General features: G+C 71.2%; 14 protein-coding genes, 5 tRNA genes and 1 pseudogene. 16 read left to right on the forward strand and 4 right to left on the reverse strand.

The features are described from left to right. Window positions 1–79 precede the first annotated feature (79 nt). The 7 genes from IF88_RS0107280 to IF88_RS0107310 all read left to right on the forward strand — a co-directional run bounded on the left by IF88_RS0107280 (window position 80) and on the right by IF88_RS0107310 (window position 2,051). A complete protein-coding gene (locus IF88_RS0107280) occupies window positions 80–757 on the forward strand; it encodes a DUF4241 domain-containing protein (RefSeq protein WP_030708448.1) in 678 nt (225 codons plus the stop codon). 10 nt (window positions 758–767) lie between these two features. Beyond that, the gene (locus tag IF88_RS0107285; protein WP_030708450.1) at window positions 768–1,496 is read left to right on the forward strand and encodes an HAD family hydrolase; all 729 of its coding nucleotides are present in this window, start codon (window positions 768–770) and stop codon (window positions 1,494–1,496) included. 86 nt (window positions 1,497–1,582) lie between these two features. Then, window positions 1,583–1,654, forward strand: a tRNA-Gln gene (locus IF88_RS0107290). A 27-nt stretch (window positions 1,655–1,681) separates the two neighbouring features. Further along, window positions 1,682–1,754: transfer RNA gene (locus IF88_RS0107295), tRNA-Glu, on the forward strand. 53 nt (window positions 1,755–1,807) lie between these two features. Next, window positions 1,808–1,880: transfer RNA gene (locus IF88_RS0107300), tRNA-Glu, on the forward strand. A gap of 3 nt (window positions 1,881–1,883) precedes the next feature. Beyond that, window positions 1,884–1,955, forward strand: a tRNA-Gln gene (locus IF88_RS0107305). Between the two features lie 23 nt (window positions 1,956–1,978). Beyond that, window positions 1,979–2,051 (forward strand) — tRNA-Glu (locus tag IF88_RS0107310). Between the two features lie 187 nt (window positions 2,052–2,238). Here IF88_RS0107310 and ndgR read toward each other — a convergent pair. Further along, a complete protein-coding gene (ndgR, locus tag IF88_RS0107315; protein ID WP_007266782.1) occupies window positions 2,239–2,955 on the reverse strand; it encodes an IclR family transcriptional regulator NdgR in 717 nt (238 codons plus the stop codon). A gap of 183 nt (window positions 2,956–3,138) precedes the next feature. Here ndgR and leuC point away from each other — a divergent pair, with 183 nt between their 5' ends. The 4 genes from leuC to IF88_RS0107335 all read left to right on the forward strand — a co-directional run bounded on the left by leuC (window position 3,139) and on the right by IF88_RS0107335 (window position 6,347). Beyond that, the gene (leuC, locus tag IF88_RS0107320) at window positions 3,139–4,563 is read left to right on the forward strand and encodes a 3-isopropylmalate dehydratase large subunit (RefSeq protein WP_030708453.1); all 1,425 of its coding nucleotides are present in this window, start codon (window positions 3,139–3,141) and stop codon (window positions 4,561–4,563) included. Window positions 4,564–4,566: 3 nt separating this feature from the next. Next, window positions 4,567–5,160, forward strand: coding sequence for a 3-isopropylmalate dehydratase small subunit (gene leuD / locus IF88_RS0107325; RefSeq protein WP_030708455.1), 594 nt, complete (start codon window positions 4,567–4,569; stop codon window positions 5,158–5,160). A 137-nt stretch (window positions 5,161–5,297) separates the two neighbouring features. Further along, window positions 5,298–5,525: a hypothetical protein gene (locus IF88_RS0107330; protein WP_030009267.1), complete on the forward strand. Its 228-nt coding sequence runs from the start codon at window positions 5,298–5,300 to the stop codon at window positions 5,523–5,525. A gap of 144 nt (window positions 5,526–5,669) precedes the next feature. Beyond that, on the forward strand, window positions 5,670–6,347 hold the full coding sequence (locus IF88_RS0107335; RefSeq protein ID WP_030708457.1) for an HU family DNA-binding protein: 678 nt from the start codon (window positions 5,670–5,672) through the stop codon (window positions 6,345–6,347). Between the two features lie 312 nt (window positions 6,348–6,659). Here the strand turns inward: IF88_RS0107335 and cofC are convergent. Further along, window positions 6,660–7,259 (reverse strand): annotated as a pseudogene (gene cofC, locus IF88_RS0107340) (2-phospho-L-lactate guanylyltransferase); the annotation flags it as partial. A gap of 268 nt (window positions 7,260–7,527) precedes the next feature. Here cofC and IF88_RS0107345 point away from each other — a divergent pair. From IF88_RS0107345 to IF88_RS0107355, 3 genes are read left to right on the forward strand one after another with little or no spacing between them, the layout of a single operon-like run. Next, window positions 7,528–8,280: a lysophospholipid acyltransferase family protein gene (locus tag IF88_RS0107345; RefSeq protein ID WP_030708461.1), complete on the forward strand. Its 753-nt coding sequence runs from the start codon at window positions 7,528–7,530 to the stop codon at window positions 8,278–8,280. Then, window positions 8,277–9,287 (forward strand): NAD(P)H-dependent glycerol-3-phosphate dehydrogenase, encoded by a 1,011-nt coding sequence (locus tag IF88_RS0107350; protein ID WP_030708463.1) that lies wholly within the window; start codon window positions 8,277–8,279, stop codon window positions 9,285–9,287. Before IF88_RS0107345 ends, IF88_RS0107350 begins: the two co-directional genes overlap by 4 nt. Window positions 9,288–9,326: 39 nt before the next feature. Next, window positions 9,327–10,484 carry a D-alanine--D-alanine ligase family protein gene (locus tag IF88_RS0107355; protein ID WP_030708465.1) on the forward strand — a complete coding sequence of 386 codons (1,158 nt, stop codon included), beginning with the start codon at window positions 9,327–9,329 and terminating at the stop codon, window positions 10,482–10,484. A 93-nt stretch (window positions 10,485–10,577) separates the two neighbouring features. On the opposite strand, the gene IF88_RS0107360 is transcribed toward IF88_RS0107355, so the two are convergent. Continuing rightward, window positions 10,578–11,069: a DUF3515 domain-containing protein gene (locus IF88_RS0107360; RefSeq protein ID WP_030708467.1), complete on the reverse strand. Its 492-nt coding sequence runs from the start codon at window positions 11,067–11,069 to the stop codon at window positions 10,578–10,580. Window positions 11,070–11,092: 23 nt separating this feature from the next. After that, window positions 11,093–11,326, reverse strand: a complete 234-nt coding sequence (locus tag IF88_RS0107365; protein ID WP_030028650.1) for an Lrp/AsnC family transcriptional regulator — start codon at window positions 11,324–11,326, stop codon at window positions 11,093–11,095. Window positions 11,327–11,571: 245 nt separating this feature from the next. Here IF88_RS0107365 and IF88_RS0107370 point away from each other — a divergent pair, with 245 nt between their 5' ends. After that, window positions 11,572–12,555: a thiamine-phosphate kinase gene (locus tag IF88_RS0107370; RefSeq protein ID WP_030708470.1), complete on the forward strand. Its 984-nt coding sequence runs from the start codon at window positions 11,572–11,574 to the stop codon at window positions 12,553–12,555. Further along, window positions 12,552–13,352 carry a bifunctional hydroxymethylpyrimidine kinase/phosphomethylpyrimidine kinase gene (thiD, locus tag IF88_RS0107375; protein WP_030708472.1) on the forward strand — a complete coding sequence of 267 codons (801 nt, stop codon included), beginning with the start codon at window positions 12,552–12,554 and terminating at the stop codon, window positions 13,350–13,352. Before IF88_RS0107370 ends, thiD begins: the two co-directional genes overlap by 4 nt. Window positions 13,353–13,411 lie beyond the last annotated feature (59 nt).

The raw sequence follows: 13,411 nt of genomic DNA on the forward strand, positions 1-13,411 counted from the left end.
ACGTCCCGCAGGGGGCGGCAGCCGAACTCCGGCCGCCGCCCCCTGCGGCGTTCCCGCCCCCCATCCGGAAGGACCCGCGATGCCGCCGACCGCTCCCGACTACTCCCGGCACTTCACGCCGGGCAACGCCTTCCGGGACGAGGACGGGGACCTCGGGACCCTGTCCGTGGCCGCCGGGGGCACGCTGTGGCTGCCGAGCGGGCGGCTCGTGGCCTGCGACCCCATGGCGTACCTGGGGCTGGAGGAGGGCGTGCCCCCTTTCCACGACCAGGTGAGCCCGGGCCGCTACCGGCTGGAAGCGGCGCTCGTCACCTGGACCCCGGCCGACGGTCCGCCGCAGGCGTCGCCCTACCGGGACCTCGCCGCCGTGCGGCTCGTGATCACCGAGGCGCCGACGGTGTCCTGGGAGCCGGCGCTCAGCGGAGCGCGGCGCGTGGGCGGCCTCGGGCCGGACCGGTTGCAGGGCTATGGGGTGGACGCGGGCCTCGGTGCGTTCCACGACGCGGCCGCCGGGCCGGGCTTCGCCGACCGCGAGGCCACCCGCGAGCTGCTGCGCGCCCCGTTCCTCGCCGACGGGTACCGGCATCCCGGCCCGTACGTCATCACCGGCCGCGGCGGCCACCAGGCGGCGGTCTTCCGGTCCGGCTGGGGCGACGGCGTGTATCCGACCTGGACCGGACGGGACGAGGACGGCGGCGTGACCTGCTTCCTCACCGACTTCTTCGTCGTGCCCACGGAGGCCGGGGCCGCGGCGTAGGCTCGGCCCCATGCCGATCCGCGCCGTGCTGTGGGACATCGACGACACCCTCTTCGACTACACGGGGGCCGATGCCGCCGGACTCGCGCGGCAGCTGGAGACCGAGGAACTCGCGGACCGGTACGGCACCCCCGCGCAGGCGCTCGGGCTGTGGCGGGAGATCACCGACCGCCACTGGGCGCGCTTCGCCGCCGGGGAGGGAACCTTCCAGGGGCAGCGGCAGGACCGGGTGCGGGAGTTCCTGGAGCGGCCCGGGATGACCGCGGACGAGGCCGACGCCTGGTTCGACCGGTACGTCGAGCACTACAAGTCCGCCTGGACCGTCTTCCCCGACGTGGTGCCCGCACTGGACGTCCTCGCGGCCGGCTACCGGCACGGGGTGCTCTCCAACTCCTCCAGCGCCAACCAGGACCCCAAGCTGCGCCACCTCGGGCTGCGCGACCGCTTCGAGGTGCTGGTCTGCGCGGTCGAACTCGGGGTCAGCAAGCCCGAGGCGGCGGCCTTCCTCGCCGCGTGCGATGCGCTCGGGCTGCCGCCGGGGGAGGTGGCGTACGTGGGGGACCAGCCCGAGATCGACGCGCGCGGGGCCCGTGACGCCGGGCTGCTGGCGGTCTGGATCGACCGTGACGGCGGCCGCGGGCCCGGCCCGGACGGCGCGCACCGCATCCAGGGGCTTGACCAGCTCCCGGAGCTGCTGGCAGGGGATACCCGTTTTGGAGCACGGTCAGGCATCCGGTAATGTTCTTTCTGCGCCGCCGGAGCGGGCCGAAAGGCCGGACGGAGGCGCCACCCGAAGGAAAACCCCGCGAAGGGGTTGACTTTTGGTGGGGTATAGTGTAATTGGCAACACGAGGGTTTCTGGTTCCCTTATTCTAGGTTCGAGTCCTGGTACCCCAGCGCAGTGCAGCAGTAACGCAGTGCTTTGCCCCCGTTGTGTAGCGGCCTAGCACGCCGCCCTCTCAAGGCGGTAGCGCCGGTTCGAATCCGGTCGGGGGTACAGATCCTTCCCGCGAGATCTCCACCCGGACGTCTTGATGCAGGATCGCTAGGGCCCCCGTTGTGTAGCGGCCTAGCACGCCGCCCTCTCAAGGCGGTAGCGCCGGTTCGAATCCGGTCGGGGGTACTTTGGGCTATAGTGTAATTGGCAACACGAGGGTTTCTGGTTCCCTTATTCTAGGTTCGAGTCCTGGTAGCCCAGCGCAGTAACAGCAGCACCAGCTAGCCCCCGTTGTGTAGCGGCCTAGCACGCCGCCCTCTCAAGGCGGTAGCGCCGGTTCGAATCCGGTCGGGGGTACGCATCGAAGAGGCCCTCCGCGTTCATCGCGGAGGGCCTCTTCGCTTTGCGCCGGCGCGGGCGCGCGTACGGGGCGCGGGCGCGGGCGTGGACGCATAAGTGCGGGCCCGGAGGCGCGTGTTCGGACGTGTGCGGCGTCGTACGCGCCCCCGGGCCCGGGGGACGGATGGGGGAGGGCCCGGAGGGCTCAGCCGGAGCGGCGCAGGGCCTCCGTGAGGCGTGCGGCCGCGTCGATGACGGCCTGGGCGTGCATCCGGCCCGGGTGGCGGGTCAGCCGCTCGATCGGGCCGGAGACCGACACGGAGGCCACCACGCGGTTCGACGGCCCGCGCACGGGCGCCGACACCGAGGCCACACCGGGCTCCCGCTCGCCGATCGACTGCGCCCAGCCGCGACGCCGTACGCCCGAGAGCGCCGTCGCCGTGAAGCGCGCGCCCTGCAGCCCGCGGTGGAGCCGCTCGGGCTCCTCCCAGGCCATCAGGATCTGCGCGGCCGAGCCGGCCTTCATCGGGAGCGTGGAGCCCACCGGGACGGTGTCCCGAAGGCCCGACAGCCGCTCCGCGGCCGCCACGCAGATGCGCATGTCTCCCTGACGGCGGTAGAGCTGCGCGCTCTCGCCCGTCACGTCACGGAGGTGGGTGAGTACCGGTCCCGCCGTGGCCAGCAGGCGGTCCTCGCCGGCCGCGGCGGCGAGTTCCGCCAGCCGCGGGCCGAGGATGAACCGGCCCTGCATGTCCCTCGCCACCATCCGGTGGTGTTCCAGTGCCACGGCAAGGCGATGTGCCGTGGGTCGTGCGAGCCCTGTCGCCGCGACCAGCCCGGCGAGGGTGGCCGGACCGGACTCCAGTGCGCTCAGTACCAGAGCTGCCTTGTCGAGAACGCCGACGCCGCTAGAGTTGTCCATGAAACGATATTCGCGTCTCACACTGTGAAACGCAAGTTCAATTTTTCCAAGAACCAGCGAGTCTGTATGTGCGGGTCCACGAACCACTGGGTCCGAGCCGTCGTCCGGGACGTGGGGTACGGGCGACAGGCGCACAAGATCTCTATGAAGCGCCGGCACAACCGGCCGGCCGGAGGGAAAGCGATGGGTAGGACACTCGCGGAGAAGGTCTGGGACGACCATGTCGTCCGGCGCGCCGAAGGCGAGCCCGACCTCCTCTTCATTGATCTGCACCTGCTGCACGAGGTGACCAGCCCGCAGGCCTTCGAGGGCCTGCGTCAGGCCGGCCGCAAGGTCCGACGCCTCGACCTCACCATCGCGACCGAGGACCACAACACCCCCACCCTCGACATCGACAAGCCGATCGCGGACCCGGTCTCCCGGGCCCAGCTGGAGACCCTGCGCAAGAACTGCGCCGAGTTCGGCGTCCGCCTGCACTCGCTGGGCGACGTCGAGCAGGGAGTCGTCCACGTGGTGGGACCGCAGCTGGGACTGACCCAGCCCGGCACCACCGTGGTCTGCGGCGACTCGCACACCTCCACGCACGGCGCCTTCGGTGCGCTCGCCTTCGGCATCGGCACGAGCCAGGTCGAGCACGTGCTGGCGACGCAGACGCTGCCGCTGGCCCGCCCGAAGACGATGGCGATCACCGTCACCGGCGCGCTGGCCGAGGGTGTCACCGCCAAGGACCTGATCCTGGCGATCATCGCCAGGATCGGCACCGGCGGCGGCCAGGGCTACATCCTGGAGTACCGCGGCGAGGCCATCGAGCAGCTCTCGATGGAAGCCCGCATGACCATCTGCAACATGTCGATCGAGGCCGGAGCCCGGGCGGGCATGATCGCCCCCGACCAGACCACCTTCGACTACCTGCAGGGCCGTGACCACGCCCCCGAGGGCGAGGACTGGGACGCGGCGGTCGCGTACTGGAAGACCCTGCGCACCGACGACGACGCGGTCTTCGACGCGGAGGTCGTCATCGACGCCACCGTGCTGTCCCCGTTCGTCACCTGGGGCACCAACCCGGGCCAGGGCGCGCCGCTGTCGGCCAACGTCCCCGACCCGGCTTCGTACGAGGACGCTTCGGAGCGCCTGGCCGCCGAAAAGGCCCTGGAGTACATGGGGTTGACCGCCGGGCAGCCGCTGCGCGACATCAAGGTCGACACCGTCTTCGTAGGTTCCTGCACCAACGGCCGCATCGAGGACCTGCGCGCCGTCGCCGGCATCGTCGAGGGCCGCAAAGTCGCCGACGGCGTACGGATGCTGGTCGTCCCGGGCTCGGTCCGCGTCGCCCTGCAGGCGGTGGAAGAGGGCCTGGACAAGGTCTTCAAGGAGGCCGGCGCCGAATGGCGGCACGCGGGCTGCTCGATGTGTCTGGGCATGAACCCCGACCAACTGGCGCCCGGTGAGCGCTCCGCGTCCACCTCCAACCGCAACTTCGAGGGTCGGCAGGGCAAGGGCGGGCGCACCCACCTGGTCTCCCCGCAGGTGGCCGCCGCCACCGCGGTGCTGGGCCATCTGGCCTCGCCCGCCGACCTGTCCGCCGCCGACGCGACCGCCGGAGTCTGAACCATGGAAGCCTTCACCACCCACACCGGCCGGGCCGTCCCGCTGCGCCGCAGCAACGTCGACACCGACCAGATCATCCCGGCCCACTGGCTGAAGAAGATCACCCGTGACGGGTTCGAGGACGGGCTCTTCGAGGCCTGGCGCAAGGACCCGGAGTTCGTCACGAACCGCCCGGAGCGCGCCGGCGCGACCGTGCTGGTCGCCGGCCCCGACTTCGGTACCGGTTCCTCGCGCGAGCACGCCGTCTGGGCCCTGCAGAACTTCGGCTTCAAGACGGTCATCTCCTCCCGCTTCGCCGACATCTTCCGCGGGAACTCGCTGAAGAACGGCCTGCTGACGGTCGTGCTCCCGCAGGAGACCGTCGAGCGGCTGTGGAAGCTGACCGAGGCGGACCCCACCGCCGAGATCACGGTCGACCTGGTCGACCGCCAGGTGCGAGCGGAGGGCGTCGTCGCGGAGTTCGAGCTCGACGACAACGCCCGCTGGCGTCTGCTGGAGGGCCTGGACGACATCTCGCTCACCCTTCAGAACGAAGCGGACATCGCCGAGTACGAAAGTGCCCGCCCGGCCTTCAAGCCGCGCACGATTCGGGCCTGATTCCTGCCTGATCAGCGCTTATTCACCTTCGGGTGATCACATCGGCAACACTGTGCCCCCCGCCTTCCGGCGGGGGGCACAGCCGTTTGTTGAGGCCCCGTGAGGCGACAACTCGCCCCAGATGGCACAATCTGTGCATGGAACGCGACAGTCAACTCGAGCTCTACGAACTCGTCGCGGACCGGTTGAAAGAAGCACACACACGGGTGCGCTCACTGCAAGTCCCGGAGGGCGTAAGGATGGCGCTGTCCCGGAAGCTGTTGGTCGTCACGGCCGCGGCGAAGCACGATCTCGCCGATGCGGCAAGGCGCCTGGACAGGTTGATGAAGGACCTCGACGAGGGTCGATTCCCTGAAGGCGACTGATGCGAAGGAACTCCGTAACAGCCTCCGGCGTTGCGGCACTAGGGTGATTAGCCCGTTTCGTGTTTGATTTGCGGTATATATCCGCCTAACGTGCGAAATAAGCTTGAACACATTCGTTCTGGCGAAGTCTCCGAAGGGGAAGACGTGAACAAGGCGCAGCTCGTAGAAGCGATTGCCGACAAGCTGGGCGGCCGCCAGCAGGCCGCGGATGCTGTCGACGCGGTACTGGACGCGATCGTCCGCGCTACCGTCGCGGGCGACCGGGTCTCGGTCACGGGCTTCGGCTCGTTCGAGAAGGTCGACCGTCCGGCCCGTTACGCCCGCAACCCGCAGACGGGGGAGCGCGTCCGGGTCAAGAAGACCTCCGTGCCCCGATTCCGCGCCGGCCAGGGCTTCAAGGACCTGGTCAGCGGCACCAAGAAGCTGCCCAAGGGCGGCGAGGTGTCGGTGAAGAAGGCGCCCAAGGGCAGCCTCACCGGTGGCGCCTCCGCGACGGTCAAGAAGGCCGCCGCGAAGAAGGCCACCACCGCCAAGAAGGCCGCGGCAAAGACCACGGCCGCAAAGAAGGTGACGGCGAAGAAGTCCACCCCGACCGCCAAGAAGGCGGCGGTGAAGAGCACGCCCACGGCGAAGAAGGCCACGGCCACCGCGAAGAAGGCGACGACCGCCAAGAAGACCACGGCCACGGCGAAGAAGACGACCGCCGCCGCGAAGAAGACCGCCCCGGCGGCCAAGAAGGTCACCGCCGCGACGAAGGCGCCCGCCAAGAAGACGGCGACGCGCAAGGCCACCGCGAAGAAGACCACGGCCCGCAAGCAGTAGGGGTACGGGTCACACACGCCGGGCCGGCTTCCCCCTGCTGGGGAAGCCGGCCCGCGGTGCGTTCCGTCGCAGGTCAGACGGCCGGACGGTCACACGGCCGGACGGTCAGAAGGTCTGCAGCGTCACCAGGGTGATCCGCAGGCCCGCGCCCTCGCCGTCCGTCTCGATCCGCACCCGCTGCCCGGGCCGCAGCAGGCGCAGGCCGCCCGCGTCGAAGGCCGGGGCCTCGAAGGGCACCGGGGTGCCGTCGTCCAGCAGCACACTGCCGCTGCGGGTCTGGGAGTCGTACGTGTACGCGGTCGCCTGCATACCGGCACTGTATCGGGCGGTGTGACGCCCCACACCGAGGGCGAGCGCCGTCCGCAGATCCGCCGCCGTGTCCACGTCCCGGCGCACGCTGTCGACGTCCGCCAGCGCGATTTCCACCGCCCCCGAGGCCGAATGCCTGGCCCGTGACGGGCCGCCGAAGGAGGGGGCCAATTCCACGTCCGGCGCAGCGGAAAGCAAGGTCGTCCCGATTCCGGCCGCATCCGCCAGAAATGCCCGCGGAAATACCGAGGCGTTTTCGAGCACGCGTAGCAATTCGGGGGGCCGTAGCGCCGGCAGATCGGCGTTCATCGCGGCCACCGCGGCGCCGGGGCGCCCCGACCGCACCGCCCGCGCCCCGTGGGCCAGCGCCGCGTTGAGCCCGGCCGCCGGGGCGTCCGCCACGATCCGCGCGCCCAGCCGGGACAGTTCCGCACCGGCCGCCGCGTCGTCCGTGACGACCACCACATCCGCGACCGCCGCGCAGGCCAGGGCCCCTGCGACGGTGTCCTGCGCGAAGGCCAGCGCGAGCCCCGGACGGGAGGCGCCCACGGCCGCCGCGAGACGGCTCTTGGCCACCGCCAGAGGCTTCAGCGGGACCACCAGACTCCAGACGGCGTTCGTGACGGACCCCTTCCCCGCGGTGTGCTCCGGCCCAACCCCGGACCATGGTCAGGTCACGGCCGGGTCATGTGTCGGCCCATTGTCGCCTCCGCCCGGGCGACCCGGGAGCCCGGTGGCGTGAGCGGGGCGTACGGTGTTCTCGACAGAGACCGGCCCCGGGGCGACACTTGTCCGGCCGACGAGGTGCCCAGACTCCCCAGCCGACGCTGGGAGGTACCCCCGCCCACCGGTCCAGAGGAAAGGTGTCCGAGTGCCCCGCCGCAGAATCGGCTTCTGGTACCGCCTGGCGGCGGTCATCGCAAAACCGCCGCTGGTAGTGCTCTTCAAGCGGGACTGGCGGGGAATGGAGCACATTCCGGCCGAGGGCGGCTTTATCACCGCTGTCAATCACAACTCGTATCTGGACCCGCTCTCCTACGCGCACTTCCAGTACAACACCGGCCGAGTGCCCCGATTGCTCGCGAAGGCCGCCCTCTTCAAGGTCCCTATTGTCGGGTCGATCCTGCGCGGCTCCGGCCAGATCCCCGTCTACCGGGAGAGCACCAACGCCCTGGACGCATTCCGGGCCGCGGTGGACGCGATCGAGCGCGGCGAATGCGTGGCCTTTTACCCGGAAGGCACCCTGACCCGCGACCCCGACATGTGGCCGATGGCCGGCAAGACCGGCGCCGCCCGTGTCGCACTCATCACCAAGGCGCCCGTCATTCCGGTGGCCCAGTGGGGCGCGAACCTCGCGATGCCGCCGTACGCCAAGGAGAACAAGGTCCGGCTCTTCCCGCGCAAGACCCTCCAGGTGCTCGCCGGACCGCCGGTGGACCTCTCCGCCTTCTACGACCGCGACCCCACCCCGGACGTGCTCAAGGAGGCCACCGAGGTCATCATGGCCGCCATCACCGCGCTGCTGGAGGAGGTGCGGGGAGAGACCGCGCCCGAGCAGCCGTACGACCATCGCAACGCCAGGGCGGAACAGCGGCGCAAGGCCGCAGGGGAGGGCAAGAAGTGACACGTCCCGTGAAGGCGACCGTCTTCGGAACAGGCTCCTGGGGCACGGCCTTCGCCATCGTGCTCGCCGACGCCGGATGCGAGGTGACCCTCTGGGGCCGCCGGCAGGAGGTGGTCGACGCCATCAACACCGGCCGGACCAACCCGGACTACTTCCCCGACGTCGAACTCCCCGCGAACCTCCGGGCCACCACCGACCCGGCCGAGGCCGCCGCCGGCGCCGACTTCACCGTCCTCGCCGTCCCCTCCCAGACCCTGCGCGACAACCTCGCCGTCTGGACGCCCCTGCTGGCCCCCGACACGGTGCTCGTCTCCCTCATGAAGGGCATCGAACTCGGCACCGCCAAGCGGATGAGCGAGGTCATCGAGGAGGTGGCCAAGGTCCCCGCCGAGCGCATCGCCGTCGTCACCGGCCCCAACCTGGCCGCCGAGATCGCCGCCCGCCAGCCCGCCGCCTCCGTCGTCGCCTGCGTGGACGAGACCGTGGCGCAGCGCCTCCAGGCCGCCTGCCACACCCCGTACTTCCGCCCGTACACGAGCACCGACGTCACCGGATGCGAGCTCGGCGGCGCCGTCAAGAACGTCATCGGCCTCGCCGTCGGCATCGCGGACGGCATGGGCCTGGGCGACAACACCAAGGGCTCGCTCATCACCCGCGGACTCGCCGAAGCCACCCGGCTGGGCGTCGCGATGGGCGCCGACCCGCTCACCTTCTCCGGCCTCGCGGGCCTCGGCGACCTGGTCGCCACCTGCTCCTCGCCGCTCTCCCGGAACCACACCTTCGGCACCAACCTCGGCCGCGGGATGACCCTGGAGGAGACCATCGCGGTCACCAAGCAGACCGCCGAGGGCGTCAAGTCCTGTCAGTCGGTGGCCGATCTGGCCCGCCGCCACGGGGTCGACATGCCCATCACCGACACCGTGGTGGACATCGTCCACCACGGCAAGCCGACCCTGGTCGCGCTGAAGGAACTGATGAGCCGCAGCGCCAAACCGGAACGTCGCTGACTCCATTCCGGACGCATGAGCGGGTACTCTCGTGGCGATATGAGCAGCGAGAACCTCCCCCAGACCCCTGAGCAGCAGGGCCGCAAGCCCCGCGTGGCCGTCGTGTTCGGCGGCCGCAGCTCGGAACACGCCATCTCGGTCGTCACGGCGGGCGCCGTGCTGCGCTCCATCGACCGGTCCAAGTACGAGGTGCTGCCCATCGGCATCACGACGGACGGCCGATGGGCGCTGACCGCCGACGAGCCCGAGCGGATGGCCATCGCCGACCGCCGGCTCCCGAGCGTCGAGGAGCTCGCCGACTCCGAGGACGGCGCCGTCGTCCTCTCGGTCGACCCCGCGAGCCGCCAGGTCGTCTACACCGAGCCGGGCGCCGTCCCGAAGGCCCTCGGCGAGGTCGACGTCGTCTTCCCCGTCCTGCACGGCCCGTACGGCGAGGACGGCACCCTCCAGGGCCTCCTGGAGCTGTCCGGCATCCCGTACGTCGGCTCGGGCGTCCTCGCCTCGGCCGTCGGCCAGGACAAGGACTACATGAAGCGGGTGTTCACCTCCTTCGGGCTGCGCGTCGGCCCGTACGTGACCATCCGCCCGCGCGAGTGGGAAGCCGACCGGGACGCCGCCAAGGCGAAGATCCTGGACTTCGCCGCCGAGCACGGCTGGCCCCTGTTCATCAAGCCCGCCCGGGCCGGCTCCTCCATCGGCATCACCAAGGTCGACGACGAATCCGGCCTGGACGCCGCCGTCAAGGAGGCCCGGCGCCACGATCCGAAGATCATTGTGGAGGCGCTGCTGCGCGGCCGCGAGATCGAGTGCGGGGTCCTGGAGTTCGAGGACGGTCCGCGCGCCAGCGTGCCCGCCGAGATCCCGCCGGTCTCCAGCCACGACTTCTACGACTTCGAGGCGAAGTACATCGACTCCGCCTCCGGGATCGTGCCCGCCCCGCTCACCCCGGAGCAGACCGCCGAGGTGCAGCGGCTCGCGATCGAGGCCTTCGAGGCCGCGTCCTGCGAGGGCCTCGTGCGCGCCGACTTCTTCCTCACCGAGGACGGCACCTTCGTCATCAACGAGATCAACACGATGCCGGGCTTCACGCCGATCTCCATGTACCCGCTGATGTGGCAGAAGACGGGCGTCGCCTACCCGGAGCTGGTAGACCGCCTGATCCAGGCCGCCCTGACCCGCTCCACCGGGCTGCGCTAGGCAGGCACGCGAAGACACGACGACCGCCCGCCGGGATGCCCGGCGGGCGGTCGCTGTGAGTCGGAGCGGCCTTCCGGCCGCAGCCGGCGAGGATCAGTACGAGGAGAATCCCAAGGGCACCGTCTTGGAGATCGCCGCGGACAGCCCGACCAGCATCCCCGCGTCCGTGGCATGCTCCTTGTCGACCAGGACCTCCGTATACGCCTTCCGCATCCCGGAGACGAAACGGAACCCCCCGTCGGACTGCTTGTCCAGCAGCCAGGCGACATCGTTGACGTGGACGCCCTCCTGCTTCTCATCCAGCATCTCGGGGGGCTTGGGGACACCGCACCGCAGTACGATCGCCGAGCCGCCCCACGCGGCCGTCAGAGCGGACTCCGGATCGGTCCGGGTCCGCTCCAGACCGGCCACCGTCTCCGGAAGCTCCTCGTGCAGTGCCGCACAGAGCTCCCCGATGGCGGCGGGGGGCGTGGGCGGCGGATCCACCCGGGCCTCGGAATCGCCCGGTGAGCACGCCGCGAGGCCCAGCAGGGCCAGCGCGGCGGGCAGGGCCAGGACACGGAGGGGCCGGCGGTGAGTGGTCATCACCGGCCAAGAGTAGACGGGGGCTACAGATGGACCACCGGGCAGGTCAAGGTGCGGGTGATCCCCTCCACCTGCTGGACCTTGGCCACGACCATGCGGCCGAGCTCGTCCACGGTGTCGGCCTGGGCGCGCACGATCACGTCGTACGGGCCGGTCACGTCCTCGGCCTGGATCACCCCCGGGATCTGGCCGATGGACTCGGCGACGAACGACGCCTTGCCCACCTCGGTCTGGATAAGGATGTACGCCTGTACCACGGAACCTCCAGGGCGGCCACGAGGATCATTTCCCCTAACCTTCGGGTGGGCCCCACACGCTCGACAGGGCCGGGGGAAGAAGGGACGCCACGGTACCGCGTCGCCGTGCGCCGCGGGGAGACCTGCGGGCCCGGCGCCACGCACAGCGGGGCGCACGGAGAGCAGAAGTTGACGTATCTGTTGACGGTACCCAGAGCTGTGACGGCTCGCGACCGCAAGCGGACTGGCCAAGAAGGGGCACAGCGATGAAGGGCACTGTGGGCGAGCTGGGGGAGTTCGGGCTGATCAGGGAGCTCACCTCACGGCTCACCACCACCCCGGCGGTCCGGCTCGGGCCGGGCGACGACGCCGCGGTGGTGTCGGCCCCCGACCGGAGGGTCGTGGCGAGCACCGACATCCTCCTCGAAGGCCGGCACTTCCGGCGCGACTGGTCCACGGCCTACGACGTCGGCCGCAAGGCCGCCGCGCAGAACCTCGCCGACATCGCCGCCATGGGCGCGGTGCCGACCGCGCTACTGCTCGGCCTCGTCGTCCCCGCCGAACTCCCGGTCACCTGGCCCACCGAGCTGATGGACGGCATCCGCGACGAGTGCCAGGTCGCCGGCGCGGCCGTGGTCGGCGGGGACGTGGTCCGCGGCGACGTCATCACCGTCGCCATCACCGCCCTCGGCGACCTGCGCAACCACGAGCCCGTGCTGCGCTCCGGCGCCCAGCCCGGCGACGTCGTCGCCGTCACCGGCTGGCTGGGCTGGTCCGCCGCAGGCTTCGCCGTGCTCTCGCGCGGCTTCCGCTCCCCGCGGGCGTTCGTGGAGGCGCACCGGCGCCCCGAACCGCCCTACCACGCGGGCCCCGCCGCCGCCGGGCTCGGCGCCACCGCCATGACCGACGTCAGCGACGGCCTGATCGCCGACCTCGGGCACATCGCCGAGGCCAGCAAGGTACGGATCGACCTGCACTCGGGGGCCGTCGACATCCCGACCCAGATGCACGACATCGGGCAGGCCGTCGGCGTGGACCCGCTGCAGTGGGTGCTCACCGGGGGAGAGGACCACGCGATCGTGGCGACCTTCCCGCCCGACGTGAAGCTCCCCGCCCGCTGGAAGGTCATCGGCGAGGTGCTGAACCGCTCCGCGCTGCCCCAGGTGACCGTGGACGGCGCGCCCTGGACCAGCACCGGCGGCTGGGACCACTTCGGGGCCGACCCGGCCGCCCAGGACGGCGCGCCGTGAGCACGGCCCCGCCGCTGTGCCTGACCGTCGCCGGATCCGACTCCGGCGGCGGCGCGGGCGTCCAGGCCGACGTCAAGACGATGCTCGCCCTCGGCGTGCACGGCATGAGCGTCGTGACGGCCGTGACGGCACAGAACTCGCTCGGGGTACGGGGAGCCTGGGAGCTGCCCGCCGAGGCCGTCACGGCCCAGTACCGGGCCGTCGTGGACGACATCGGCGTCCAGGCCGTGAAGACCGGGATGCTGTCCTCGGCCCTGCTGGTGGAGACGGTGGCGGCACTGCTCGCCGACACCCCCGCCCCGGCCGTCGTGGACCCCGTGGGCGTCTCCAAACACGGGGACGCGCTGCTCGCCGTCTCGGCGCTGGACGCCGTACGCAAGGACCTGCTGCCGCGGGCCACCGTGGCCACGCCCAACCTGGACGAGGTGGCGCAGCTCACGGGCGTGCGGGTGGAGACCGAGGAGGACATGCGGCGGGCCGCCGACGCGATCCTCGGCTTCGGGCCGCGGTGGGCGCTGATCAAGGGCGGACACCTCGCGGCGCACGGCGGCGAGGCGGTGGACCTGCTCACCGACGGCACCGAGGAGCGGTGGCTGCGCGCCCCCCGCCACGACAACCGGCACACCCACGGCACGGGCTGCACCCTCGCCAGCGCGATCGCGGCGGGCCTGGCCAAGGGCCTGGCCGTCCCGGAGGCGGTCACGGCCGCCAAGGAGTACGTCACGGGCGCCCTCGCCGCCGGCTTCGCGCTCGGCGGGGGCATCGGCCCGGTGGATCACGCCTGGCGGTGGCGCTGAGCCCCGCCGGGCAAGGCAAAAGGCCGGTTCACCAGAGGTGAACCGGCCTTTTTGGCAAC

Source organism: Streptomyces sp. NRRL F-2580, assembly GCF_000720115.1.
In the GTDB taxonomy this organism is placed as follows: domain Bacteria; phylum Actinomycetota; class Actinomycetes; order Streptomycetales; family Streptomycetaceae; genus Streptomyces.

What these genes read in the sequence shown, in the direction of transcription:
- ndgR (WP_007266782.1), bottom strand. Translation starts at nt 2,955, where the DNA reads ATGGACAACTCTAGCGGCGTCGGCGTTCTCGACAAGGCAGCTCTGGTA.
- leuD (WP_030708455.1), top strand. Translation starts at nt 4,567, where the DNA reads ATGGAAGCCTTCACCACCCACACCGGCCGGGCCGTCCCGCTGCGCCGC.
- IF88_RS0107280 (WP_030708448.1), top strand. Translation starts at nt 80, where the DNA reads ATGCCGCCGACCGCTCCCGACTACTCCCGGCACTTCACGCCGGGCAAC.
- IF88_RS0107285 (WP_030708450.1), top strand. Translation starts at nt 768, where the DNA reads ATGCCGATCCGCGCCGTGCTGTGGGACATCGACGACACCCTCTTCGAC.
- leuC (WP_030708453.1), top strand. Translation starts at nt 3,139, where the DNA reads ATGGGTAGGACACTCGCGGAGAAGGTCTGGGACGACCATGTCGTCCGG.
- IF88_RS0107360 (WP_030708467.1), bottom strand. Translation starts at nt 11,069, where the DNA reads ATGACCACTCACCGCCGGCCCCTCCGTGTCCTGGCCCTGCCCGCCGCG.
- IF88_RS0107355 (WP_030708465.1), top strand. Translation starts at nt 9,327, where the DNA reads ATGAGCAGCGAGAACCTCCCCCAGACCCCTGAGCAGCAGGGCCGCAAG.
- IF88_RS0107370 (WP_030708470.1), top strand. Translation starts at nt 11,572, where the DNA reads ATGAAGGGCACTGTGGGCGAGCTGGGGGAGTTCGGGCTGATCAGGGAG.
- IF88_RS0107330 (WP_030009267.1), top strand. Translation starts at nt 5,298, where the DNA reads ATGGAACGCGACAGTCAACTCGAGCTCTACGAACTCGTCGCGGACCGG.